Raw genomic sequence first — 24371 nt, 5'->3', positions numbered from 1 at the left:
TCTATTTTTTAGATGTGATCCAGGAATCTATTTTCTCTTCCAGCAGATTTAACGGTAGCGATCCCGATTCCAGCACCTTGTTATGGAACTCCCTGATATCAAATTTATCACCAAGGCTTTCTTCCGCCCTGCTTCTCAGTTCCCGTATTTTTAACTGCCCGATCTTATAGGACAATGCCTGTCCCGGAATGGCCATATAACGTTCTATTTCGGAAATAATGCTGGCTTCACCTTCTGCTTCGTTATCCAGGGAATACTGAATGGCCTGTTCTCTGGTCCAGCCTTTGGCATGCAGACCGGTGTCTACTACCAGGCGGATGGCTCTGTGCATTTCTGCACTCAACATCCCGAAATACTGATACGGATCGTTGTAGAGCCCCAGTTCCTTACCAAGAGATTCCGTATATAAAGCCCATCCTTCTCCATAGGCACTATACCAAAGGGTTTTTCTGAAGGAGGGGAGATTTTCATTTTCCTGTTGCAGGGAGATCTGGTAATGATGCCCCGGAATGGCCTCGTGAAGGAAGAGGTCTTCATCTGAAAACACATTGTATTTTTCCACATTCGGAATGGGAACATAGAAGATCCCTGCACGTGTACCGTCCAGTGATCCCGGGTTGTATTGGGCACTGGCCGAAGCTTCCCTGAAAGCCTCTGTTCTCCTTACCTCAAATGCTGTTTTAGGAGTAAGATCGAATAGCTTTTCGAGGTTAGCTTTCATTTTTTCATGAATGGAATTAAAATTTTCTATCACCTGCTGCGGATCATTGAATGGCATGAGCTCGGCTTTGTTCCTCACATGATCGAAGAACGACTTCAGATCGCCTTCAAAACCAACTTCCTCCTTGATCTTTTCCATCTCGGAGGAGATACGCTTTACCTCGCTTAATCCCAGTTGATGTATCTCATCAGCCGTCATATCGGTAGTTGTGAAATACTTTATAAGGTAATTGTACATTTCTTCTCCCTGAGGGATAGCAGAAACACCGGATGTAGTTCTTCCGGCTTCCATATAATCCGTTTTGAGGAAGTTTACAATACTTTCAAGTGATGGAACTATCTTTTCCGAAATGATCTGTGTGTATTTTTCTCTGAGTTCCTGGCCTTCTTCTACGGTTATTGAGTCCGGGATCTGATGAATGGGAAGGAAGAAAATATTTCTTTCCGTATCCTTATTGGCAAGGCTTTCCAGCTGAGGAATTACTTTTCCGATCAATACTTTGGGAAGTACATATCCTTCTGCCACTCCTTTTTTCATATTAACCAGAGCTGTATCGCACCAGATAGTAAATTTCTCCAGGCGTTTTAACCAGTTGTTATAATCCTCAACTGTTTCAAAGGGTTGTGCCCCGCTTCCGCTACCCAGCTGACCGATAGCCAGGGGAAGAGAAAACATCTGATTGATCGGCATCAAATGCGTTTTGAACTCATCTCCTTTAAGTTCCTGTTCTATTTCCCAGATAAGGATGGCCTTACTGAGTTTTTGCTCTTCGGTAAGATCTTCATCACTGTACAGATCCAGGGAATCCCTGTATATTTTTAAGAATTGAGAAGATTCTTTAATATAAGCTTCCGAAATATCTATAGGTAACTGATCGTTATAGCGATTATCTCCCGCTGAGGTTGCCTGTAGGGGATTTAACTTTAGGGATCCCTGATAATAGGATTCGAATACCTGATCTATTGGAGGTAGCTGTGTTGCCGACGATGTGGAGTCGTTTTTACAGGTTACAAAGATCAGGGAAAGGGAAATAAAGGGAACAAGCAGTTTTTTCATTTTTAAAAAATTTAAAGTTGATGGTTTTAGGTTGGCAATCAAATGTACAAAATTATATAAAGCCGTTCCCGGGGAAATAAATACCAAAAAAATACCCTTCCGTAAAAAGAAGGGTATTTTTCTGTTTATGTTTAACCGACTTATTTGATCATATCAAAACTGCGCTTGATAAATTGAGTCAGTTCTTCTCCTTTTAAAAGGTTTTGAGAAAGACGAGCCAGGTCCAGCGATTGCTTAATGAGTCGCTCCTGCTTAGGCTTGGTCTTGGTATTCAGGATCTGAGAAACCAGATCGTGATTAGTGTTGACAATAAGATTGTACATCTCTGGCATATTACTCATCCCGAACATACCGCCGCCTCCGCTGGCACTCATTTCCTTCATACGTCTCATGAATTCGGGTTGTGTAATAATAAAAGGAGCGGCATTGCTATCCATAGCCTCCAGTTGGAGGGTATAAGTAGAAGAAGGAATTACATTTTCCAGTGTTTCCTTCAAACTTGTTTTTTCCTCATCAGAAAGTTTGGAGATCTGCTCCTCATCTTTTTTTATCAGATTGTCTATATGATCTGCATCTACACGTGCAAAAGATATTTTCTCCTTGCTACCTTCCAGTTTCTGTATCAGGTGGGAAACGATCGGAGAGTCCAGCAATAGTACTTCATAGCCTTTGGCTTTGGCGTCCTGAATGTAGCTGTGCTGTGCATCCTTATCGCTTGCGTAAAGCAGTACCAGCTTATCTTCTTTATCTGTTTGTGTGTCTTTTAGTTTTTCCTGAAGCTCTTCGAAGGTATAGTAAGTACCGTCTACCGTTGGATAGAGCGCAAACTTTTCTGCTTTTTCGAAGAATTTTTCCTCAGAAAGCATTCCGTATTCTATAACGATCTTAATATCGTTCCATTTGCTTTCAAAATCTTCTCTGTTCTCCTTGAACAGAGAATTTAATTTATCGGCTACCTTTCTGGTGATATAGCTGGATATCTTCTTTACATTTCCGTCAGCCTGTAAATAGGATCTGGAAACATTTAAAGGGATATCGGGAGAATCTATAACTCCGCGTAACATAGTAAGGAATTCGGGAACGATACCTTCTACATTATCGGTAACGAACACCTGATTCTGATATAGCTGAACCCTGTCCTTCTGGAAATTCATTTCATTGGTCAGCTTTGGAAAATAAAGGATACCCGTAAGATTAAAAGGATAATCGACGTTCAGGTGGATATTAAAGATAGGTTCTTCAAACTGGGTCGGGTATAACTCTCTGTAGAAATTCTTATAATCCTCTTCCTTAAGATCTGAAGGTTGCTTGGTCCATGCAGGATTCGGGTTATTGATAATATTATCTACTTCGAAAGATTCTTCTTTTTCATCTTCACCTTCTCCTGTTTTCTGCGTTTCCGTACGTGTACCGAACTTAATAGGAACAGGCATGAACTTATTGTATTTGGTAAGAAGTTCACTTATTCTGTTCTCTTCAAGGAATTCTTCTGAATCTTCTGCTATATGAAGAATGATCTCTGTTCCTCTTTCTGTTTTATCATTTTCTTCGAGGGTGAATTTCGGGCTTCCGTCACAGGTCCAGTGCGCGGCGGGCTCGTCTTTATAGCTTTTGGTAATGATCTCTACTTTAGAAGCTACCATGAAGGCCGAATAGAATCCCAGGCCAAAGTGACCTATGATACCCGCATCTTTGGCAGAATCTTTATATTTTTCAAGAAATTCTTCTGCGCCGGAGAACGCCACTTCGTTAATATATTTCTTAACTTCTTCGGCAGTCATCCCCAATCCCTGATCGATTATATGAAGTTTTTTTGCTTCTTTATCGATTTTTATTTCAATAATCGGATCGCCAAATTCTATTTTTGCTTCCCCGATTCCGGTGAGGTGTTTCAGCTTCAAAGTCGCGTCAGTAGCGTTAGACACGAGTTCTCTCAAGAAAATTTCATGGTCGCTGTACAAAAACTTTTTGATGAGCGGAAAAATATTTTCAACAGATACATTAATATTTCCGGTTGCCATGTGTAAGGTTTTTTAAGTTATTACGATTAATACAGTATAAGTTCAAAAAAAGTACCATTTAAAGGTGCTATGACAAAGTGACATTTTGAATATTTTTTAAAAAGTAAAACCAACTTTGGTAAAACTTCGTAAGTGCTATAAAGCGGAAGTTTAAAAAAAGTTTAACATAAATATATGTTTAATGTTTTTTAAAAAAGGTTAAACATTATTAACTTTACACTGAAAAAGAAAAACTAGATTGGGAATATTGCTATGAAAGTCTAGAAAATATTGAAAATACCTATAATTGGTTTGTTTATTTATTGGTTAGGTTGTTTAGAAAGCGCACTCTATTCTTATGAGGGCGCTTTCTTTTTTTGTTTATATCTGTAGCTGCCTGACTACCTCATTTAAATTTTAAAGATTTACCAATAATAGTTAAATTGCCAGGCTGACAATTAAATTATTTGTAGCTTTATTTTAGCTAAATTGTTAAATCTGAAAAAACCAAACTAACTATGTATAATTCCAAGATCGCAGGATTGGGTTATTATTTGCCTGAAAATGTTGTTACCAATGACGACCTTTCCAAACTAATGGACACGAATGATGAGTGGATCCAGGAGAGGACAGGAATTAAAGAAAGACGTCATGTGGCGAACGGAGATGGAAATACCACTACCTCAATGGGGGTGAAAGCCGCCGAAATTGCCATAGAAAGATCGGGAGTATCTAAAGACGAGATCGACTTTATAATTTTTGCCACTTTAAGTCCCGATTATTATTTTCCGGGGCCGGGAGTCCTTGTACAAAGAGAACTCGGACTCAAAACGGTAGGAGCACTTGATGTGCGAAATCAGTGTTCGGGTTTTGTCTATGCCGTTTCTGTGGCCGATCAGTTTATAAAAACCGGAATGTATAAAAATGTTCTGGTCATCGGTTCGGAACTTCACTCCAAAGGCCTGGACATGACCACCAGGGGGAGGGGAGTATCTGTGATCTTCGGCGATGGTGCCGGAGCTGCAGTACTGAGCAGGGAAGAGGATACTTCTAAAGGGATCCTGTCTACCCACCTGCATTCCGAAGGAGAACATGCCGAAGAATTATCACTTATTGCACCCGGAATGGGAAAACGATGGGTGACGGATATTATGGATGACAATAATCCTGATGATGCTTCTTACTATCCGTATATGAACGGGCAGTTTGTATTTAAGAATGCCGTGGTGCGTTTTAGTGAAGTGATCATGGAAGGGCTGCAGACCAATAAGCTGCAACCTACAGATATTGATATGCTGATCCCGCATCAGGCGAACCTCAGGATCTCGCAGTTTATTCAGAAGAAATTCAAATTGTCTGACGACCAGGTGTACAACAATATTATGAAGTACGGAAATACGACCGCTGCTTCTATTCCGATTGCACTTACCGAAGCCTGGGAAGAAGGAAAGATAAAAGAAGGAGATACGGTAGTGTTAGCTGCGTTCGGTAGCGGATTTACCTGGGCAAGCGCCATTATTAAATGGTAAAAAGCCCTAGCCCCGATAGGAACGGTTAGCTTTTGTGACCTGGCAGGTTGCAAAACTAAAAGTGGATAGCGGGATAAGCTTCTAAAAAATAAAAACCCTGACGATAAATGTCAGGGTTTCTTGTGTTATACGGTGTTTACAGGTGCTCTGCTACAAAATTCCTGCAATAAGCTTTTATATCATTCCGGGTTGCGCGGAAAGCCTCGATAATCTCTTTTGCCGTGCCTGAAGCCTTTGACGGGTCTGTAAAATTGTGATGCAATTTTTTGGCCGTGGAGGCGAAAATGGGACAGCTTTCGTTGGCGTGATCGCACACGGTAATGACGTAATCGAAATCTACGGCATCGTATTCATCTACGTGATTAGAGGTGTGAGTCGAAATATCGATCCCGTCTTCCGACATAATGCCCACCGCAAAGGGGTTGAGGCCGTGAATTTCCACTCCGGCGCTGTAAACATTGGCCTTTTCGCCGCTAAATTGGCGGAGGTAGCCGTGGGCCATCTGGCTTCTGCAGGAGTTTCCGGTGCAAAGCACTAGTACATTTTTCTTCATTGGTTTATAATTTTCGCGTCGATTTATTTCACGAATTAGTTCTGATTTGTGATATTATGATTAACAGCAACCGCTATTCGGATCGCAACTGTCTTTAGACAGTTCCGCAAGGGCTACTTTGGGTTTTTCTTCAACAGCCGGCATGCAACAAGCTGAGGTGTCCTGAAGCTCGTAATGCGGGTCATTAAATTCTGCATCTTCATGGAAATAATAAACTTCCCACTGGATATTGTCGGGGTCGTTTACCCAGAATTTATCCTGTACAGCGTAGCAACAGGCCGTTCCGATCTCTTCTTTATGGACAATGTCCTGCTTTCTGGCTAATTCTAGGCGTTGTTCCATTTCTTCCCTGGTGGAGACCTGAAAGCCCAGATGCCCGAAATTGGACTGTACCCTTTCCGGATTCTCTATAAACGATATAATGAGAGAAGGCGAATCGAGTATGTATTTTGCGTATCTGCTTTTTATTTTGTCTGCAGGTTTCCTGAAAAATGTAGAGTAAAAATTAACAGTCGCCGCAAGGTTGGAAACGTAAAGGGAGACGTGCATTCTTGGAAAAACTTCTTTATTCATGAGTTCTGATTTTTAATTTTTAGTATTTGATAATTAACAACAATCTTCATCTGAAGGATTATGCGATTCAAAAAAGAGCCCGAGCAGGTCCCGGTATTCTTTCCAGGTAGTGTCGTCTATACAATAGCAGACACTGGTACCTTCTATATTGCCCTTTATGATGCCAATATTCTTTAGTTCTTTTAAATGCTGCGAGATGGTTGGCTGCGCCAGGCCTATCTCATCAACAAGGTCGCCACATATACAGGATCTGGTTTTTATGATATGCTGTAATATGGCTACTCTGGCAGGATGCCCTATGGCCTTGGCCACGGTTGCGATCCTGTTTTGCTCATCTGTATAGATATCTGATCTGGTTATTCCCATCGCTTAATTAATATATAGTAATATTACGATAAATAAATGAAATAAAAAAATAAGCCCCAACATTTCTGTCAGGGCTTGGCTAATAACTAACAATTAACACTAACCATCAACTATAAAAAAATTGCGTAGTTATTACTTTTAAAGCTTTTAAAGGATACCACCACTACTTTGCTTGGTGTTTTTATCCCTGTTTTTCCTTCTTAAGGCTCTGTTCTTACCACTACCAAAGCGATAGGAAACGCCGCCATATACTGTATTGCTTTCCCAGTTAAAGTCTCCTGTTTGTCTGAACGGCAACCTACCATTAAAGGCAAACTGCATTGTGTTAAACACATCGTTAAAGTTCAGACTCAATGTACCTTTCCCTTGAGCGAAGGAGTAACGCGCCCCCGCATTTATAAAGTACATTGGTTCAACATCAAATTGTAAGGTTTTGTTTTTACCCCTATAAAACCCAAACAATGAGAAAGTCAGTTTTTTATTTACTACAAAGTTATTATTCATTCTGTAATTCCAGGAAGTATTATCTACTTCTACCTGATCCAAGCCCACAAATCCTTTCTGCGTCTGGAAAAACAGATCAAAACTTGCATTAAAATTCCACCACTTAGTCGGTCTATAGCTACTAGACATTTCAAATCCGTAAGCAGAATTATCGTCAAAGTTATCAAAAGTTAGGATAAGTTTGTTCTCATCCAGTGGATCAATATACACAGCCCTGTTAATTTCGTCTTCAATTCTTCTGTAGAAAACCCCTGCAGTTACGCTTCCTTTCTTTAATCTGCGGGTATAATTCATCTCTACAGAATTTGTAAACTGCGGCATTAAATTTTGGTTACCAAAAGATGAAATAAGCGGTGTAGCCCATTCCCTAATCGGATTTACCTGATCTAATCCCGGTCTGTCCACCCTTCTGCTAAAACTTACCTGATACTGATTTTTTTCACTCGGTCTATAGGTAAGGAACGCGGACGGATAGATCTGAGTATACTTATCCGTAAAAGATCGTACCTGATTTGTATCGGCTTTTACATTTACATCTTCGAATCTTGCTCCGATCTGATAAGACCATTTTTCAAAATTCTGTCCAAAGGTAGCATAAGCCGAGAATATTTCCTGATCATAAATAAAATTTGTATCCGGAGTAGGGCGAAGTACTCCACTGGAATTAAAGGTAAGACCCGTAGATTCATAATCTACTTCGGTCTCGAAAAGCCTGGCTTCAACTCCAAGTTCCAGTTTTGTTTTATCGTTCAGCGGATTTACGTAATCCAGGTTAACAAAGGTCTGGTCTCTTTCCGTATCTACAAAATCCATATAGTCCGGGATCTGTCCCGTACCACCTACGAAACGGAAATCTGCATCTTCATCATTGGAAAAAGTATTGTGATCTATTTCCAACTCTATATTATGTCCTTCTTGCGCAAATTCCAGTTTGTAGTCGAAGTTGTATTGCTGACTTCTGTTCTCATTATCCGAAACAAAGAACTGTGTCTCGTTCGGGAAATCTCCGTTATAATAAAGAATATTGGTTCTTCCTTCTGTTCTTCCATCAAAGATATTCTGATTGGTAAAGAAGGAGATCGTATTCTTTTCATTGAGGAAAAAGTCGAAACCAACCTTGATCAGGTGCGATTTTCTATTGTCAAAAAAGTCAAAGAACTGCTCGGAATTCTCTTCTACTCTGAAAATATGTCCGTCATTAACATTCCTGGAAGCATTGTGTCCATAGTTTCCGTAGACATTAAATTTACCATTTCGATAGTTTAAATCCAAAGTTCCGTTGAATTTTGGTTCAATTCCGTGTGTAAGTCCCGTATTTATGTTCCCGTTAAAGCCAATATTTGCGTTCTTATGAAGGATAATATTTATAAGTCCGCTCATTCCTTCAGGGTTGTATTTGGCTGAAGGATTGGTAATTAGCTCTATACTTTTAATAGATGATGATGGGATCTGTCTCAATAACTGGGCTACAGGTACGTTAGAAAGTTTTCCGTCTACCATTACCCTTACGTTGGAATTTCCTCTCAGACTGATGTTTCCGGTCTGCTGATCGACATTTACCGAAGGAAGGTTATTCATGATATCGGCAGCTGTCGGCCCGGCAGTGGTAAGGTCTTTCCCTATATTGATCACCTTACGGTCTACCTTTTGTTCTATGGTAGAACGTTCTGCAACCACTTCCACACCTTCAAGTTGGGAAACTTCCTCTTCCAGCGCGATAGTTCCGAGATTAACATTCCTGTTCCTTCTGGAGATCTGAATTTCCTGTGAGAATTTTTTGTAGCCGATAAACTGTACTTCAAACATATGGGTCCCTTCCGGAACCGATTTTAATTTAAAATCTCCGTTATCTTCAGTGATCCCTCCCATAATGGTACTTCCGTCGGTTTTGGATTTTAAAACCACCGTGGCGTAGGCTACCGGCTGGTTCAGCCCTTTATCGATCACCTTCCCGCTGATGGTACCGATTTTTTCCGGTTGGACCAAAGTTCCTTGTGAATAGAGTGCAAAGGAGACGACCAATGCACAAAGTGTCATTAATTTTTTCATTTATTGGTTTGTTTTTCGATTGATGTTTAAGTTTGACCCCCGTCAGGTTGTCACTGAATTGACGACCATAGTAAAACGATGTTACATTATTTAACACATTTTAACAGATGCTGAAAACACTGGTATTCGGGGCTTCATTAAAGCCTAACAGATATTCTAATCTGGCTATCAACAGGTTGGTAAGACATAATGAAAAAGTAGTGGCTTTCGGATTGAAAGCAGGAGAAGTTGCAGGTGTCTCCATAGATACTGAATTACTGGATTATGAAGATGTAGATACAGTTACACTTTATATGAATCCAATGAGACAAAAAGAATATTACAATTATATTGTTTCCCTGGGTCCGCGAAGGGTAATTTTTAATCCGGGAACAGAAAATCCCGAATTCTACAGGATACTGAGAGAAAATAATATTCAGCCAGAGATAGCCTGTACTCTTGTTTTACTTTCTACGGATCAGTACTAGCCCGAGGAAGGTAAGAAAACCGTTAAGTACCAGAATAAAGAATCCGAATTCAAAACCTAACCATACCTTACTGTTAACCGAAATGATGTAAGCGGCTACAGGAGACAGGATAGCAACGATAGGAACAATTTTGTCTTTTACCTTCCACTTTGTAAACAATCCAAAGCTGTACAGCCCGAGCAGCGGACCATAGGTGTAACCGGCAAAGACGAAAAGCTTGGCTATTACACTTTCGTTCCTGATAATATACTTAAAGGCAATGATCACCAATACCAGTACAACAGAAGTAAGGATGTGAATTTTTTTCCGGATAGCAACCTGCCTGGCTGCATCGTATTTTTTTTCTATATCGAGAATATCAATACTAAAAGAAGTGGTCAGGGAAGTAAGGGCACTATCGGCACTACTGTAGGCAGCGGCTATCAGTCCAATTAAAAAGAAAAAGAAGACCGTGGTTCCCAGATGATCTTTGGCCAGTACAGCAAAGAGATCGTCCTTATGAGCGTCTATCCCGTTATTCTGAGCATACATGGTGAGTAGTAATCCCAAAGACAGGAAAACAAAATTAACGATCGTGAGTACTATGGTAAACCAGAACATATTCTTCTGGGCATCCTTGAGATTTTTACAGGTGAGGTTCTTCTGCATAAGATCCTGATCAAGCCCGGTCATTACCACTGCAATAAAAGCTCCGGAAAAAAACTGTTTCCAGAAGTAATCAGCACTTTTAAAATCGTCAAAAAAGAACATCTGAGACAATTCACTTTGCGAAATATAAGTTACCAGGCTGGTCTGATCCAGCCCGAGATCTTCGTACACCGTAAATATGGCTACCCCAACAGCTATCAGCATAAAGAGGGTTTGCAGGGTATCGGTCCAGATAATGGTTTTGATCCCCGATTTAAAAGTGTAGAGCCAGATAAGTAAAATAGTAATGACCACGGTGGTCCAGAAAGGAATACCGAGCTCATCAAACAATACGATCTGCAATACATTAGCCACCAGAAAGAGGCGGAAACTTGCACCGACAACCCTGGATATCAGAAAAAACGAAGCTCCGGTCTTATAGCTGTAATTTCCGAAACGTCCCTCCAGATAAGTGTAAATAGAAGTAAGGTTTAAACGGTAGTACAAAGGGAGTAATACGGTTCCTATAATAAGATATCCCAGGATATATCCCAGCACGACCTGCATATAGCTGAATTTGGAAGCCTCTACCCAGCCGGGTACCGAAATAAAGGTAACCCCACTCAGGGAAGCCCCTATCATTCCGAAGGCAACAATATACCAGGGCGATTGTTTTTTAGCTTTAAAGAAAGTCTCGTTGCTGTCGTCTTTCCCGGTCAGGAAGGAAATTAAAATTAGTAAACCAAAGTAAGAAGCGATGAGTAAAATAATCTGAAAAGGCTGCATAAATCGTATTTATAAGTGAAAAGTACAAAAAAGAATCATAAGACAATTGCTAATATTTATAAATCCCTTGGTAGGGTAAATGAGGTTTAAACGGTTATATAAATAGCAAGTGATTTATGTAAGAGATCCTATTTACCGGATTTTGAACCGGAGAAAACCAATGAAATTTATCTCAATAGCCCTGAATAACAACCTTATAAAAAAGCAATGATGACGTTTTTAATCACTTTAGTTAGTTTGTTGTCTGTTAACGTTCTCCTACTGATCTTTAGCGTAAACAGCATTGACTCCAAATCGTCGAAAAAGAAGAGAAAGTATATTTCCATGCAGGAAAAAGATCTTCTTCCTTCGGTTAAGGGAGACTTTAAAGATTATAAAAAGGCCAGTTAACGGACAGAATTATTTTGTGGAGCTACTAATACACTACAAATGTTGTATTTTTACCCCATGGAATTTTCTTCAAAACTACTTGAAAATGCAGTTTATGAAATATCCCAGTTACCAGGGATAGGAAAGCGAACTGCCTTAAGACTTGTGCTTCATTTGCTGCGTCAACCCAAAGAACAGACAGAGCGACTTTCCTTTGCATTGCAAAATCTGAGATCAGAGATAAAGTTTTGCAGAAACTGCCATAATATTTCCGATACCGAACTTTGTGAGATCTGTGCCAATCCCAAAAGGGAAGAGAGCACGATTTGTGTTGTTGAAGATATCAGGGATGTCATGGCCATAGAAAATACAAATCAGTTTAAGGGGATGTACCATGTGCTGGGCGGAAAGATCTCACCCATAGACGGGATCGGCCCTCACAATCTTAATATAGATAGTCTTGTAGAAAAGGTAAGATCCGGAAAAGTAAAAGAGATCATCTTTGCACTGAGCTCTACTATGGAAGGAGATACTACCAATTTTTATATTTTCAAACAACTGGAACCTTATGAAGTAATAACTTCTACTATTGCCCGTGGGATCTCTGTAGGTGATGAACTGGAATTTGCCGATGAGGTTACCCTGGGAAGAAGTATCCTTAACAGGATCCCTTTTGAGAATTCCCTGAAGAACAGTTAATTTTTTACACAGGCTGTACTTTAGTAGCTTATAAAATAATTTTTATCTGATTTGCAACGGAATAAAGATTTTAAATAGGTGAAAAAGTAGTAATTTTATGCGCCGATCAGGCAGAAATATTAAAAAGCACCGAATTTCTTTAACTCAAATTTATTATTGAATATTTAAAGAAATAGCTTTTTTTTAATTAATTTCGCAAACTGAGATATAAAAAACACCTTCAGATTAGTAAAATGGCAAAATTTGAATTAAAATTACCCAAGATGGGAGAGAGTGTTGCGGAAGCAACAATTACTACATGGTTGAAAGAAGTAGGAGATACCATTGAGATGGATGAAGCTGTTTTGGAAATTGCTACAGATAAGGTAGATTCTGAAGTTCCCAGTGAAGTTGATGGTGTTCTGGTAGAGAAGTTATTCGATGTAGATGATGTTGTTCAGGTAGGCCAGACCATTGCTATTATAGAAACTGATGGAGATGCAGCACCTTCCGATACTACAGATACCGTTGTTGAAAAAGAAGAAGTGGTAGCTTCTGTAGAAGCCGTGGAAGAAACAGTTGCGGTTGCACAGGAAACCGTAAGTTCGACAACTTTAAACTTTGAATTATCAGATCGTTTTTATTCTCCTTTGGTAAAGAATATTGCCAAGGAAGAAGGTATTTCAATGTCCGAACTGGAGCAGATAGCCGGAACAGGAAAAGAAGGAAGAGTAACGAAGAATGACATTCTTGCTTATGTAGAGAACAGGGGAAGCCAGCCGGTTGAAAGCGTTCCTCAAACTACTGCCGTACAGGAAACAGCACCGAAGCCAAAAGCTGAGAAGCCGAAACCTGCACCTGTACCTGTATCCGTAAACGGAGAGGACGAGATCATTGAAATGTCTAGAATGGGTAAACTTATTGCCCATCATATGATAGATAGTATAAATACATCTGCCCATGTTCAGAGTTTTGTTGAGGTAGATGTAACCAATATCGTAAAGTGGAGAGATGCCAAAAAAGGCGGATTCCAGAAGAGGGAAGGAGAGAAGCTTACTTTTACTCCTATCTTTATGGAGGCTGTTGCCAAAGCGCTTCGCGATTACCCGATGATGAATATCTCTGTTAACGGAGATTCGATCATAAAGAAAAAGAATATCAACCTCGGAATGGCGGCAGCTCTTCCTGACGGAAACCTGATAGTACCTGTTATAAAGAATGCCGATCAGTTAAACCTGGTAGGTTTGGCTAAAAAGGTGAACGATCTTGCTAACAGGGCCAGAAACAATCAGTTAAAACCCGATGAGATCCAGGGCGGAACCTATACGGTTACCAATGTAGGTACCTTTGGAAGTGTCTTCGGAACTCCGATCATTAATCAGCCGCAGGTTGGGATCCTTGCACTGGGAGGAATCAGAAAAGTTCCTGCTGTGATCGAAACTCCGGAAGGCGACTTTATCGGGATCAGGCACAAAATGTTCCTGTCTCACAGTTATGACCACAGGGTGGTTAACGGAGCTCTTGGAGGAATGTTTGTAAAAGCAGTTGCAGATTACCTTGAGGCCTGGGATATTAACAGAGAAATATAGATATCTATATACAGAATAATAAAAAGCCCTGACAGTTACGTCAGGGCTTTTTACATTTTAAACTTTATTGTGATTATAAATATTGAACTTGTTTGCGTTTACTTTGTGTCATAAACGATCGCATCAGCACCAGTCCCGGATGATTGTCCTTAACATCAAAGCCTCTGAAAACAATTTCTTTTTCGAAAGGTTTATAAGCGGGTAGTCCCACAACCTTATCTTTATTAAGGGTTGGGAAACTCATAGACCAATTACCAAACTTCCGTTCCTTACTTTTGGACTCGGTAATTTTAAAAACAGATTTGTGCCTGTTGTCTCTGGAAATCTTTTTAAAGAGGGATTGGACAGTTTCTTTATCGCCTTCTATGAATTGAATAAAATGCCCTTCAAAATAGAGGAGAAGGCCAGTGATATTGTGTATCCTGTTGTTTTTTCTGCAAACAGATAACAGTTTAATAAGATCGTCCTCTTTGAACGCCAACTGCTCTGTACTTATATAACATAAATAGTGAACCATATTTAATTAGGTCGAAATAACAATTAATAAAATACGGTAATCAATGAGGCAGTTTCGGTTCTTAATTATAAAGTAAAAGTATATATAAGTGCCAATTTAACTGTTTTTTATCGATGAAATCAAAAAAAAACCTTTCAAATTAACATTATTACAATTTTTTTAGGGTTTTCTTGCAGAATAATCGTAATATACCAAGCGTTGTAAAATTCCGAAAAAAGCATACTTTTTCCCTGTTTTTTAGTCTTTTTCTTCCTTTTGAGACTGTAATTTGGTATCTATCCTGGTCTTTAAACGACTGGCGTCCAGATTACGCGGATCAAGCCGGTAAGCCCGGTCTGCGTGCATTTTCGCCTTCCGGAGGCTATCCATTTTAAAGTAAATATCTGCATATACCGCATCAGGTTTTGGTAATTTAGAATCTCCTACAAGCTCCCTGAGACGCGCTGCCATGCCCAAAGCTTCGGAAAAATTCCCTGTCTCTGCCTGCATTCCGGCCCTGTACCCAAGAATAAACGGGTTGTCCTGCTGTTCTTTGCTCACGATCCTGGCAAGTGTATCCAAAGAAGCCTCCGCTCCGTGAACGGAATGAAGGACTTCCAGGTATTCTGCTTTTAAATACACTTCCTCCGGATATTTGTGCACTATCTGCCTCAGATTTTTTTCGGCAAGAGTCAGGGCCTGTTGGAGAGCATCTCCCGCTTTGGGGTCTTTTTGTTCTCTGAGATTGGTAAACTTTGTTAAGGCAATATAAACGTCGAGTACCTGTCGCTCGTCCCCACTGATATTCTCTTTTTTCTCTTCCAGGTTCTTGTAAAGTTCCAGGCGTTCATTAAGGTCTGTGGTAAGTCTTGCCAGGACACTTTGACCTATCAGAAAGGAAGGATCGGCCTGCAGTGCTTTTCTATACGATTGCTCTGCCTGTCCGTATCTGCCTTCGTCCATGATCTGCTGCCAGCCAAGATTATAATATTCCATAGCGGTATCGGAAGAAGTGGAATAATTCAGGCGGTTGTTTTTCTTTTCCCCGGAACAAGAAAAAAGAAATAAAAGGAAAACGATGGATAGTGATATAAACTTTTTCAAAATGATAGTTGATTTAAAAGTGTAACGAAGATAAAAATATCTCTAATCTATTGTTAAAGAGCTGATAAATAAATCCCAAAAAAAGTAATAATCTCGTTATCTTTGCCTTTCACTTTATCAACAGGAATTCATGGAACTAAAACTCAATAAGCCCATTTGTTTTTTCGATCTGGAAACAACCGGCACGGATGTGGCAAGAGACAGGATCGTTGAAATATCAATTCTAAAGGTATTTCCCAATGGGAACAAAGAGAGTAAAACATGGTTGGTAAACCCTGAACGCCCCATTCCTGCACAGGTAACGGCAATTCACGGGATATCGGATGAAAAAGTGGCTAATGAACCTACTTTTAAAGCCTTGTCCAAACAGATCTATAATATGATCAAGGACAGTGATCTGGCGGGTTTTAATTCAGATCGTTTTGATATTCCTTTGCTGGCGGAAGAAATGCTGAGAGCCGATATAGATTTCGATATGAAGAATATGGTATCTGTAGATGTCCAGACCATCTTTCACAAAATGGAAAAGAGGACCCTGGGAGCAGCTTATAAATTTTATTGTGATAAAGACCTGGAAAATGCACACAGTGCCGAAGCCGATACTACTGCAACTTATGAGATCTTAAAGGCGCAGATAGATCGCTATGACGAACTGGAAAACGATGTTAAGTCGCTTTCAGAATTTACAACCAGGAGACAGTCTGCAGATTTTGCAGGTTTTATAATATATAATAAGGATAAAGAGGAAGTGTTTTCTTTCGGAAAGCACAAAGGCAAAAAAGTAGAAGAGGTCATGGAAGAGGAACCGGGTTATTTCGGATGGTTGTTAAATGCCGATTTCCCGCTGTATACCAAAAAGGTATTGACTGCTATCAAACTTCGAAAACTGAATAATAAATTGATGTAAAGTACCCGTAAGGGACAGATATAAGTGGATCAGGAATGAAAATTATTTGTATAGGACGAAATTATACTGAACACATAGAAGAACTATCAAATGAAAAACCGGTAAATCCGGTGATATTTATGAAGCCGGATTCGGCGGTGCTGCCTAAACAACAGGATTTTTTTATCCCGGACTTCTCTGATGATATTCATTACGAAGTAGAGGTGCTGGTTAAGATTAACAAGGTAGGCAAACATATAGATGAACGCTTTGCCCATAAATACTATGACGAAATAGGATTAGGGATAGATTTTACGGCAAGAGACCTTCAGAGCCAATTAAAAACCAAAGGCCTGCCCTGGGAAAAGGCCAAAGGGTTTGACGGTTCGGCTGTGATAGGAGAGTGGAGGCGTAAAGGCGATTATAAAAATTTGAATGCCCTCGGTTTTAAACTGGCAATAAACGGGGAAACTGTTCAAAACGGGAATACGCGCCTTATGCTATGGAAGATAGATGAGCTTATTGCATATGTATCTACGTTTTTTACATTAAAAAAGGGCGATATAATTTTTACCGGTACACCAGCAGGAGTTGGTAAAGTAAAGCCAAATGATTACCTTGAGGGCTTTTTAGAGGATAGGAAATTATTGGCCCTAAATATTAAATAGCTATGTTATACGATTTAGATAAATTAACCGAGCTTTCCGGAGGAGACGAAGAGTTTATTGTTTCGGTAATTGGAGTGTTTTTAGAAGAGACTCCTCAGGATCTGGCAAATCTTAAGGAAGCGATTGCAAACCAGAAGTTTGAAGAGATTTATCAGCATGCCCATAAAATAAAACCGAATGTGGATCTTTTGGGAATGGAAGAAGTGCGAGTGAAGGTTTTGGAAATCGAAACCCAGGGGAAGAATGATAAAGATATGGGGGTCATTAACGGCTTATTCCCTTTTGTGGAAGAAAATATTAATAAAGCCATCGCGCAGCTAAAAGATAACTTTGGACTCTGATGCAGGCAGAAATTATCACAATAGGTGATGAAATTCTTATAGGGCAGATCATAGATACCAATTCTGCTTTTATTTCCAAAGAACTCAATAAAACAGGAGTGTCTGTTTATCAGATCACTTCCGTACAGGATGAGAAAGAACATATTCTTCAGGCCCTGTCCGAAGCGGAAGACAGAGCAGATATCATCATTATAACGGGCGGATTGGGTCCGACCAAAGATGATATTACCAAGCATACCATTTGCGAATATTTTAATGATACCCTTGTACAGAATGATGAGGTACTGGCCCATGTTGAGGAGTTGTTTGCCCGTTATATCAGCACTCCTATTTCTGAAGTGAACAGGAGACAGGCACTGGTACCTTCGAAGGCCGTTGCCCTGATGAATAAATTTGGTACTGCTCCCGGAATGTGGCTGGAGAAGAATGGGAAAGTTTTTGTTTCCCTGCCCGGTGTACCCTACGAAATGAGAGCATTGATCACCGACGAGGTATTACCCAGGGTGCGTCAAAAATTCGAACTTCCGTTTATCCTTCACAAAACGGTGCTTACCTATGGGATGGGAGAGAGTGCAATTGCCGAAAAAATTGAAAGCTGGGAAAATGACCTGCCTTCTTATATAAAACTGGCTTACCTGCCCAACCTCGGAAAGGTAAGACTGAGGTTAACTGCCAAAGGAAAAGACAAGGAGTTGATCGAGAAGGAGGTGGATAAACGCGTAGAATCCCTCAGGCAGATCATAGGAGATATTATATACGGAACGGAAAACGACCATTCCATAGAATTCCTTATCGGAAGCCTTTTAACTGAAAAAGGAATGACCTTGGCTACTGCAGAAAGCTGTACCGGAGGGAAAATAGCCGAACGTATTACAGCACAGGCAGGTGCTTCGGCCTATTTTAAAGGAAGTGTGGTGAGTTATGCTACCGAGGTAAAAACAAATATCCTGGGAGTTCCGGAAGCCGCTATTAAGGAACATTCGGTGGTGAGTGCCCGGGTAGCAGAAGAAATGGCAAAAAATGTCCGTCAGTTGTTAAAAACCGACTTTGCTATCTCCACAACAGGTAATGCAGGACCCAGTAAAGGCGAATCAGATGCCGAAGTGGGAACCGTCTTTATCGGAATAGCCAGTCCCGAAGGGATCTTCTCGTTTGAAGCAAACATGGGAAATCATCGGGAAAAAGTGATCAATAAGACGGCAAATAAAGCATTTGAATTATTGCAAAAAGAAATTTTAAAATTTTAAATATTCTTTTTTGTCAGTCCGCTAAAAAATTCGTTAATTTGCACCCTGTTTTGAAATAACACAAAAAGTTAGAAGAAATGTCAAGAATTTGTGAACTTACGGGTAAAAAAGCGATGGTTGGGAACAACGTTTCGCACGCAATGAATAAAACAAAGCGTAAATTCAACGCTAACCTAACGAAAAAACGCTTTTATATACCTGAAGAGGATCGTTGGATTACTTTAAAGGTATCAACTTCTGCATTGAAAAACATCAACAAAAAAGGTATTTCTGCAGTATTAAAAGAAGCTAAAGAAAAAGGATTTATTAAGTAATCCTGAAAAAATAAAGAAAGATGGCAAAGAAAGGTAACAGAATACAGGTTATTTTAGAATGTACAGAGCATAAAGATTCTGGTATGCCGGGTACTTCTCGTTATATCACAACGAAGAATAAAAAGAATACACCAGACAGAATGGAGATCAAGAAATTCAATCCTATTCTGAAGAGAATGACTATTCATAAAGAGATCAAATAATTTAAGCCATGGCAAAGAAGACAGTAGCATCGTTACAAACAAGTTCTAAGAGATTAACCAAAGCTATCAAAATGGTTAAGTCTCCTAAGTCAGGAGCCTACACATTTGTAGAGTCAGTTATGGCACCTGAGCGTGTAAACGAGTGGTTAAGCAAGAAGTAACACACGTTTCTAACAATATTAATAAAAGCTACTTTCTTACAGAGAGTAGTTTTTTGTTTTTATATCTTTGATAATACATAGCCCGAAAATTAATTTCAATTCACTGACAGACACAGATTTCCTTCTTGCTTCTTTTGTTTCCGGATTTAAAAGAACAAAAGTATAGTGAATGGCAGGGCTTGGGAACAACTATAAAATAAATACTCATTTAGTATGAGCCTTTTTAAAAAAATATTTTCTTCAGATAAAAAGGAAACCTTAGATAAGGGGCTGGAAAAAAGTAAATCCAGTTTTTTCTCCAAATTGAGCAAAGCAGTTGCCGGAAAATCCAAAGTAGATGATGATGTGCTGGATGATCTGGAAGAAGTGCTGGTAAGCAGTGATGTTGGGGTAAACACTACCTTAAAGATCATTGAGCGTATTGAGGAACGTGTTTCAAAGGATAAATATCTGGGAACCGAAGAACTTAATCAGATACTCAGAGAAGAGATTGCAGGCTTGTTGTCTGAAACCAATGTGGGAGAAGCTACGGAATTCAGTATTCCCGAAACTTCAAAACCTTATGTTCTGATGGTAGTTGGAGTAAACGGAGTGGGGAAGACCACCACTATCGGAAAATTAGCATATCAGTTTAAGAAACAGGGTAAAAAAGTAGTTCTTGGAGCTGCAGATACCTTTAGGGCAGCGGCCATAGATCAGCTTCAGGTATGGGCAGACAGGGTAGATATTCCTATCGTTAAGCAGGAAATGGGGAGTGACCCGGCTTCTGTGGCTTTCGATACTCTTAAATCTGCCGTAGCTCAGGATGCCGATGTAGTTATTATAGATACTGCCGGACGTCTTCACAATAAAGTAAATCTTATGAACGAGCTGACCAAGGTAAAAAGGGTGATGCAAAAAGTGGTAGATAATTCCCCTCATGAGATCTTACTGGTACTGGACGGTTCTACAGGACAGAACGCTTTTGAACAGGCTAAACAATTTACAAAAGCTACCGAAGTGAGTTCCCTGGCAGTTACCAAACTGGACGGGACTGCAAAGGGAGGAGTAGTTATAGGTATTTCAGACCAGTTCCAGATCCCTGTAAAATATATAGGAGTAGGAGAAGGTATCGAAGACCTGCAGGTCTTTAACAAATATGAGTTTGTAGATTCCTTTTTCAAATAAAGAGATTTAAACACCGGATACGAAACCTCAAAAAATCAAATTTTTGAGGTTTTTTGTTTTATGCTTTCTACTTATCTTTAGTGGAACTTAAAGCCTGGAATTTCCTTTTCAGATATGGGATGCAGCTTTAACTTAATTCTAAATAACCAACGATGAAAAAAATATTCTTAGCAGCTCTCTGTATTACCTTTTTTATGTCCTGTAAACAGGAAAAACAGCAAGCTGCAGAACTGGTAGTCTGGGAGCCTTTTGATGAAGGAAGTGAACTGACCGAACAGGCAAATCACGAGAATCCCAGAATGCGCTATAAGCTGATCAACTCCAAAATAAGTGATAAAAATGATATCTGGAGAGCTTATGATTCGGATCTGGCAGACTTTTCAGAAGAAAAATATGAGGCTTTAAAACCTCTTATCATAGAGCAGGATATTCCGGCTATTCAAGCTGCGATCCGGGATAAAAAGTTAAGCCATGAAGAGCTGGTATTATTTTATATCTACAGGATCAGAAAGTATGAGAGCGATAATCAATTATCCTTAAACGCTGTGATCAGCCTGAATCCGGATGTAGTGGAAGAGGCACGGAAACTCGATAAGGAACCATTTACCGATGGCAGAGAATACAGTATTTACGGGATGCCAGTATTGGTTAAGGACAATATCGGAACTTCCAATATGTACACCACGGCAGGGGCCGCTATCCTTGCTGAAAATAAAGCAAAAGATGCCTTTATTGTGGACAGATTGCAGGAAAACGGGGCCCTTATCCTGGGAAAAGCTAACCTGAGCGAATGGGCCTATTATTTCTGTAGCGGATGCCCGGTGGGATACAGCGCTATAGGAGGACAAACTCTTAATCCTTACGGAAGGAAAGTATTTGAGAGCGGAGGGTCCAGTTCGGGAAGTGGAGTTGCCACCGCTGCCAACTATGCTATAGCTACTGTAGGGACGGAAACTTCGGGATCTATCCTGTCGCCGTCAAGTCAGAATTCGGTAGTGGGGTTAAAACCAACCATTGGCCTTTTGAGCAGAACGGGTATTGTACCGATCTCAAGTACCCTGGATACTCCCGGGCCTATGACCAAAAATGTGATCGATAATGCGATCTTTCTCAATGCTATGACCGGAAAGGACAATGCGGATGCCGCTTCGGTGGCTTCGGATAAGGATTATTTGAAAGATCTTAAAAGTGCGAGTCTGAAAGGAAAGAGATTAGGCGTTATTAAACAACTATTACAGGATACGATTTATGCCGAAACGGTTGATAAATTAAGAGGTTTCGGAGCTGAGATCATTGAGTTCGATCCTCCTCAGGTGGCTATGAACGGTTTCCTTACCCTGCTGAATATTGATATGAAATATGATTTACCTGCCTATCTGAAGGATCACGCAAGTGAAAATATTGATGTAGCTTATGTAAAGGATGTGGTTGAATACAATCTGAAAGATACCCTCGTACGCGCACCTTACGGGCAACAACTATTTGATGGGATCGTAGCTGATTCGACAACCCGTGAGGACTTTGAAGCAATCAAGAACACACTGAATACCAACGGAAAGCACTTTTTTGATGTTCCGATGGAAGAGCATCAGTTAGATGCGGTATTGTCTATTAATAATTATCACGCCGGTTTTGCAGCAGTGGCCAAATACCCCTGCTTAACGGTACCCATGGGATATAAACCCACGGGAGAGCCCATCAGTTTAACCTTTATCGGGAAACCTTTTACGGAAGATGCGCTCTTAAAACTAGGTTACGCATATGAAAAAGAGACGGGGGCCAGAAAGGCACCTGAAAATTATCAGTAAATATATCTGACCTTATGTGAAAGTCCGCGTTTTAATGCGGACTTTTTCATTTTAACCCTTTTGGGTTCACAAAGTGAAAATTATCGGTATTATTGCCGTTATCTTCTTATAGTATTGTATTTTTGCAAACCAAAATTCTAAAGGCTATGCGCACTAAATCACTGAAAAAGAATAAGATCAATGTAGTGACATTAGGATGTTCCAAGAACGTTTATGATTCCGAAGTTCTTATGGGACAGTTAAAAGCTAATGGCAAGGAAGTAGCACATGAAGAGGAAGGGAATATAGTGGTGATCAATACCTGCGGATTTATAGCGAATGCCAAGGAAGAAAGTGTAAACACTATTTTAGAATATGTCAATAAAAAGGAGGAAGGAGCAGTAGACAAGGTCTTTGTTACCGGATGCCTTAGCGAACGATATAAACCGGACTTGGAAGCAGAGATCCCGGATGTGGATCAGTATTTCGGGACATCAGATCTGCCCGTGCTGTTAAAAGCCCTTGGGGCCGATTATAAGCACGAACTGATCGGTGAGAGATTAACAACTACTCCGAAGAACTATGCTTATCTGAAGATTGCAGAAGGATGTGACAGACCCTGTTCATTTTGTGCTATCCCACTCATGAGAGGGAAACACAAATCAACACCCATTGAAGAACTGGTTACCGAAGCGGAAAAACTGGCTGCAAATGGGGTAAAGGAACTGATACTAATTGCTCAGGACCTGACTTATTACGGTTTAGACTTGTATAAAGAGCGCAAGCTTGCCGATCTGTTAAGAGCTTTGGTGAAAGTGGATGGAATAGAATGGATACGCCTGCATTATGCTTTCCCGACCGGTTTCCCAACCGATGTACTTGAAGTTATGGACCAGGAAGAAAAGATATGTAATTATATAGATATTCCTCTGCAGCATATTTCAGATCCTATTCTCAAAAGTATGAGAAGGGGAACCACAAAGGAAAAAACTACACGCTTACTGCAGGATTTCAGGGCAGCCGTTCCCGAAATGGCTATTCGTACCACTCTTATTGTGGGATATCCTGGAGAGACCGAAGAAGACTTCAATACACTGAAAGAATGGGTCAAGGAAATGCGTTTTGAACGCCTTGGATGCTTTACCTATAGCCATGAAGAGAATACCCATGCCTATAAGCTGGAAGATGATGTTCCGGAAGAAGTAAAGCAACAGAGGGCTTCGGAGATCATGGATATCCAGTCGCAGATCTCCTGGGAGCTGAACCAGGAAAAGATCGGCAAAGAATACAGATGTATTATCGACAGAAAAGAAGGAACTCATTTTATCGGAAGAACAGAATTCGATTCACCGGACGTTGATAACGAAGTTTTGATAGATGCTACAAAGCACTATGTAAAAATAGGTGAGTTTATCAATGTGAAAGTAACAGAGGCCGCCGACTTCGACCTCTATGCAGAACCGGTATAGAAAACATATATTGCCACATGTTGGCGCTAGTCTCAGACTAGCGCCTATTACCATCTAATTTTCCAGCCCTAACCAAAAACCATCACTATCTATTTTCAATACCGTATTATCGTCCTGATAATTCCTCGCACTGCTATATTTCCAACCTGTAATATCTGTTACATAACCTGAAACTACAGGATTTTTATGGATATAATCTATTTTTTGCTTAATGACTTGGGAAGACCATAGTTCTATCGGCTTGTTATGATGTTGCCAAAACTGATACTTCTCTATATTCAGCTTTCTTTTCCGGCTTTTTCAAACATTTTCAACATCCATTTTTTTCTACTTTCCTGCGGATTTTCTTTAATGGCATTAATTACTTTTTTAGCCGTATATTTTTTAAAATCTCTTATTAACCCGGACGGATTATCATTTCCGGATCTGAAAACTAAATGAACATGGTTTGGCATAAAGCAGTAAGCGTAGACTTCCATCGCCTTTTCTTTTCTGCAATACTCGATACTTCTTGCTAAAATATTCAGATACCTTTCTCGTGTAAAGACATCAACCCAATATACCACAGCAAAAGAGATAAAATATAAACCGGATGGATTGTAAAATTTATATTTTCTACTCATAAGCACTAAAATACAAAAAGTAATATTTTTATTACAAA

The 24371-nt window shown here is 40.0% G+C and carries 24 protein-coding genes and 1 pseudogene; 15 read left to right on the top strand and 10 right to left on the bottom strand.

What is annotated here, in order from left to right:
- Position 1: 1 nt before the first annotated feature.
- Positions 2-1777, bottom strand: a complete 1776-nt coding sequence (locus GWK08_RS02350) for a DUF885 domain-containing protein (protein WP_163605300.1) — start codon at positions 1775-1777, stop codon at positions 2-4.
- Positions 1778-1917: 140 nt separating this feature from the next.
- A complete protein-coding gene (gene htpG / locus GWK08_RS02345) occupies positions 1918-3798 on the bottom strand; it encodes a molecular chaperone HtpG (protein ID WP_163605299.1) in 1881 nt (626 codons plus the stop codon).
- A gap of 497 nt (positions 3799-4295) precedes the next feature.
- Here htpG and GWK08_RS02340 point away from each other — a divergent pair, with 497 nt between their 5' ends.
- Positions 4296-5306, top strand: coding sequence for a 3-oxoacyl-ACP synthase III family protein (locus GWK08_RS02340; RefSeq protein ID WP_163605298.1), 1011 nt, complete (start codon positions 4296-4298; stop codon positions 5304-5306).
- A 136-nt stretch (positions 5307-5442) separates the two neighbouring features.
- Here GWK08_RS02340 and GWK08_RS02335 read toward each other — a convergent pair whose 3' ends face one another.
- From GWK08_RS02335 to GWK08_RS02320, 4 genes are all read right to left on the bottom strand, one after another.
- Entirely contained in the window at positions 5443-5859 is a 417-nt protein-coding gene (locus tag GWK08_RS02335) for an arsenate reductase ArsC (protein ID WP_163605297.1), read from the bottom strand.
- 60 nt (positions 5860-5919) lie between these two features.
- Positions 5920-6432, bottom strand: coding sequence for an ArsI/CadI family heavy metal resistance metalloenzyme (locus GWK08_RS02330; protein ID WP_163605296.1), 513 nt, complete (start codon positions 6430-6432; stop codon positions 5920-5922).
- Between the two features lie 33 nt (positions 6433-6465).
- Positions 6466-6798 carry an ArsR/SmtB family transcription factor gene (locus GWK08_RS02325; RefSeq protein ID WP_163605295.1) on the bottom strand — a complete coding sequence of 111 codons (333 nt, stop codon included), beginning with the start codon at positions 6796-6798 and terminating at the stop codon, positions 6466-6468.
- 147 nt (positions 6799-6945) lie between these two features.
- A complete protein-coding gene (locus GWK08_RS02320) occupies positions 6946-9351 on the bottom strand; it encodes an outer membrane beta-barrel family protein (RefSeq protein ID WP_163605294.1) in 2406 nt (801 codons plus the stop codon).
- Between the two features lie 107 nt (positions 9352-9458).
- Between GWK08_RS02320 and GWK08_RS02315 the strand changes: the two genes are divergently transcribed.
- Complete coding sequence (locus GWK08_RS02315; RefSeq protein WP_163605293.1) at positions 9459-9818, top strand: CoA-binding protein; 360 nt, start codon at positions 9459-9461, stop codon at positions 9816-9818.
- Here GWK08_RS02315 and GWK08_RS02310 read toward each other — a convergent pair.
- Entirely contained in the window at positions 9795-11231 is a 1437-nt protein-coding gene (locus GWK08_RS02310; protein WP_163605292.1) for a sodium:solute symporter, read from the bottom strand. The two genes, GWK08_RS02315 and GWK08_RS02310, sit on opposite strands and share 24 nt — an antisense overlap.
- 207 nt (positions 11232-11438) lie before the next feature.
- Here GWK08_RS02310 and GWK08_RS02305 point away from each other — a divergent pair, with 207 nt between their 5' ends.
- The 3 genes from GWK08_RS02305 (at position 11439) to GWK08_RS02295 (ending at position 13867) form a co-directional block, all read left to right on the top strand.
- Positions 11439-11621, top strand: coding sequence for a hypothetical protein (locus GWK08_RS02305; protein ID WP_163605291.1), 183 nt, complete (start codon positions 11439-11441; stop codon positions 11619-11621).
- Positions 11622-11678: 57 nt separating this feature from the next.
- Positions 11679-12299: a recombination mediator RecR gene (gene recR, locus GWK08_RS02300; RefSeq protein WP_163606284.1), complete on the top strand. Its 621-nt coding sequence runs from the start codon at positions 11679-11681 to the stop codon at positions 12297-12299.
- 233 nt (positions 12300-12532) lie between these two features.
- A complete protein-coding gene (locus tag GWK08_RS02295; protein ID WP_163605290.1) occupies positions 12533-13867 on the top strand; it encodes a dihydrolipoamide acetyltransferase family protein in 1335 nt (444 codons plus the stop codon).
- A gap of 73 nt (positions 13868-13940) precedes the next feature.
- Here GWK08_RS02295 and GWK08_RS02290 read toward each other — a convergent pair whose 3' ends face one another.
- Together GWK08_RS02290 and GWK08_RS02285 are read right to left on the bottom strand one after the other, a co-directional pair.
- Complete coding sequence (locus tag GWK08_RS02290; protein WP_163605289.1) at positions 13941-14384, bottom strand: BLUF domain-containing protein; 444 nt, start codon at positions 14382-14384, stop codon at positions 13941-13943.
- Positions 14385-14621: 237 nt separating this feature from the next.
- A complete protein-coding gene (locus GWK08_RS02285) occupies positions 14622-15467 on the bottom strand; it encodes a tetratricopeptide repeat protein (RefSeq protein WP_163605288.1) in 846 nt (281 codons plus the stop codon).
- A 130-nt stretch (positions 15468-15597) separates the two neighbouring features.
- Between GWK08_RS02285 and GWK08_RS02280 the strand changes: the two genes are divergently transcribed.
- The 10 genes from GWK08_RS02280 to rimO all read left to right on the top strand — a co-directional run bounded on the left by GWK08_RS02280 (position 15598) and on the right by rimO (position 23710).
- Positions 15598-16374, top strand: coding sequence for a 3'-5' exonuclease (locus tag GWK08_RS02280; protein WP_163605287.1), 777 nt, complete (start codon positions 15598-15600; stop codon positions 16372-16374).
- Positions 16375-16409: 35 nt separating this feature from the next.
- Positions 16410-17021, top strand: a complete 612-nt coding sequence (locus tag GWK08_RS02275) for a fumarylacetoacetate hydrolase family protein (RefSeq protein WP_163605286.1) — start codon at positions 16410-16412, stop codon at positions 17019-17021.
- 2 nt (positions 17022-17023) lie between these two features.
- A complete protein-coding gene (locus GWK08_RS02270; RefSeq protein ID WP_163605285.1) occupies positions 17024-17362 on the top strand; it encodes an Hpt domain-containing protein in 339 nt (112 codons plus the stop codon).
- Positions 17362-18609 carry a competence/damage-inducible protein A gene (locus tag GWK08_RS02265; protein WP_163605284.1) on the top strand — a complete coding sequence of 416 codons (1248 nt, stop codon included), beginning with the start codon at positions 17362-17364 and terminating at the stop codon, positions 18607-18609. Before GWK08_RS02270 ends, GWK08_RS02265 begins: the two co-directional genes overlap by 1 nt.
- A gap of 77 nt (positions 18610-18686) precedes the next feature.
- Positions 18687-18923 carry a 50S ribosomal protein L28 gene (gene rpmB, locus GWK08_RS02260; protein WP_163605283.1) on the top strand — a complete coding sequence of 79 codons (237 nt, stop codon included), beginning with the start codon at positions 18687-18689 and terminating at the stop codon, positions 18921-18923.
- 20 nt (positions 18924-18943) lie between these two features.
- Positions 18944-19126 (top strand): 50S ribosomal protein L33, encoded by a 183-nt coding sequence (rpmG, locus tag GWK08_RS02255; protein WP_073181589.1) that lies wholly within the window; start codon positions 18944-18946, stop codon positions 19124-19126.
- 8 nt (positions 19127-19134) lie between these two features.
- Complete coding sequence (locus GWK08_RS02250; RefSeq protein ID WP_163605282.1) at positions 19135-19287, top strand: DUF4295 domain-containing protein; 153 nt, start codon at positions 19135-19137, stop codon at positions 19285-19287.
- 213 nt (positions 19288-19500) lie between these two features.
- Positions 19501-20454, top strand: a complete 954-nt coding sequence (gene ftsY, locus GWK08_RS02245; RefSeq protein ID WP_163605281.1) for a signal recognition particle-docking protein FtsY — start codon at positions 19501-19503, stop codon at positions 20452-20454.
- A 152-nt stretch (positions 20455-20606) separates the two neighbouring features.
- Complete coding sequence (locus GWK08_RS02240; RefSeq protein WP_163605280.1) at positions 20607-22262, top strand: amidase family protein; 1656 nt, start codon at positions 20607-20609, stop codon at positions 22260-22262.
- A 146-nt stretch (positions 22263-22408) separates the two neighbouring features.
- Positions 22409-23710, top strand: a complete 1302-nt coding sequence (rimO, locus tag GWK08_RS02235) for a 30S ribosomal protein S12 methylthiotransferase RimO (RefSeq protein WP_163605279.1) — start codon at positions 22409-22411, stop codon at positions 23708-23710.
- Between the two features lie 54 nt (positions 23711-23764).
- On the opposite strand, the pseudogene GWK08_RS02230 reads toward rimO, so the two are convergent.
- Positions 23765-24333: pseudogene (locus GWK08_RS02230) on the bottom strand (REP-associated tyrosine transposase).
- Positions 24334-24371 lie beyond the last annotated feature (38 nt).

Source organism: Leptobacterium flavescens (assembly GCF_010671605.1).
In the GTDB taxonomy this organism is placed as follows: domain Bacteria; phylum Bacteroidota; class Bacteroidia; order Flavobacteriales; family Flavobacteriaceae; genus Leptobacterium; species Leptobacterium flavescens.
The sequence above is the reverse complement of the archived record's forward strand: the minus strand, read 5'-3'. Positions and strand labels throughout refer to the sequence as shown.

What these genes read in the sequence shown, in the direction of transcription:
- GWK08_RS02350 (WP_163605300.1), bottom strand. Translation starts at nt 1,777, where the DNA reads ATGAAAAAACTGCTTGTTCCCTTTATTTCCCTTTCCCTGATCTTTGTA.
- htpG (WP_163605299.1), bottom strand. Translation starts at nt 3,798, where the DNA reads ATGGCAACCGGAAATATTAATGTATCTGTTGAAAATATTTTTCCGCTC.
- GWK08_RS02340 (WP_163605298.1), top strand. Translation starts at nt 4,296, where the DNA reads ATGTATAATTCCAAGATCGCAGGATTGGGTTATTATTTGCCTGAAAAT.
- GWK08_RS02335 (WP_163605297.1), bottom strand. Translation starts at nt 5,859, where the DNA reads ATGAAGAAAAATGTACTAGTGCTTTGCACCGGAAACTCCTGCAGAAGC.
- GWK08_RS02330 (WP_163605296.1), bottom strand. Translation starts at nt 6,432, where the DNA reads ATGAATAAAGAAGTTTTTCCAAGAATGCACGTCTCCCTTTACGTTTCC.
- GWK08_RS02325 (WP_163605295.1), bottom strand. Translation starts at nt 6,798, where the DNA reads ATGGGAATAACCAGATCAGATATCTATACAGATGAGCAAAACAGGATC.
- GWK08_RS02320 (WP_163605294.1), bottom strand. Translation starts at nt 9,351, where the DNA reads ATGAAAAAATTAATGACACTTTGTGCATTGGTCGTCTCCTTTGCACTC.
- GWK08_RS02315 (WP_163605293.1), top strand. Translation starts at nt 9,459, where the DNA reads ATGCTGAAAACACTGGTATTCGGGGCTTCATTAAAGCCTAACAGATAT.
- GWK08_RS02310 (WP_163605292.1), bottom strand. Translation starts at nt 11,231, where the DNA reads ATGCAGCCTTTTCAGATTATTTTACTCATCGCTTCTTACTTTGGTTTA.
- GWK08_RS02305 (WP_163605291.1), top strand. Translation starts at nt 11,439, where the DNA reads ATGATGACGTTTTTAATCACTTTAGTTAGTTTGTTGTCTGTTAACGTT.
- recR (WP_163606284.1), top strand. Translation starts at nt 11,679, where the DNA reads ATGGAATTTTCTTCAAAACTACTTGAAAATGCAGTTTATGAAATATCC.
- GWK08_RS02295 (WP_163605290.1), top strand. Translation starts at nt 12,533, where the DNA reads ATGGCAAAATTTGAATTAAAATTACCCAAGATGGGAGAGAGTGTTGCG.
- GWK08_RS02290 (WP_163605289.1), bottom strand. Translation starts at nt 14,384, where the DNA reads ATGGTTCACTATTTATGTTATATAAGTACAGAGCAGTTGGCGTTCAAA.
- GWK08_RS02280 (WP_163605287.1), top strand. Translation starts at nt 15,598, where the DNA reads ATGGAACTAAAACTCAATAAGCCCATTTGTTTTTTCGATCTGGAAACA.
- GWK08_RS02275 (WP_163605286.1), top strand. Translation starts at nt 16,410, where the DNA reads ATGAAAATTATTTGTATAGGACGAAATTATACTGAACACATAGAAGAA.
- GWK08_RS02270 (WP_163605285.1), top strand. Translation starts at nt 17,024, where the DNA reads ATGTTATACGATTTAGATAAATTAACCGAGCTTTCCGGAGGAGACGAA.
- GWK08_RS02265 (WP_163605284.1), top strand. Translation starts at nt 17,362, where the DNA reads ATGCAGGCAGAAATTATCACAATAGGTGATGAAATTCTTATAGGGCAG.
- rpmB (WP_163605283.1), top strand. Translation starts at nt 18,687, where the DNA reads ATGTCAAGAATTTGTGAACTTACGGGTAAAAAAGCGATGGTTGGGAAC.
- rpmG (WP_073181589.1), top strand. Translation starts at nt 18,944, where the DNA reads ATGGCAAAGAAAGGTAACAGAATACAGGTTATTTTAGAATGTACAGAG.
- GWK08_RS02250 (WP_163605282.1), top strand. Translation starts at nt 19,135, where the DNA reads ATGGCAAAGAAGACAGTAGCATCGTTACAAACAAGTTCTAAGAGATTA.
- ftsY (WP_163605281.1), top strand. Translation starts at nt 19,501, where the DNA reads ATGAGCCTTTTTAAAAAAATATTTTCTTCAGATAAAAAGGAAACCTTA.
- GWK08_RS02240 (WP_163605280.1), top strand. Translation starts at nt 20,607, where the DNA reads ATGAAAAAAATATTCTTAGCAGCTCTCTGTATTACCTTTTTTATGTCC.
- rimO (WP_163605279.1), top strand. Translation starts at nt 22,409, where the DNA reads ATGCGCACTAAATCACTGAAAAAGAATAAGATCAATGTAGTGACATTA.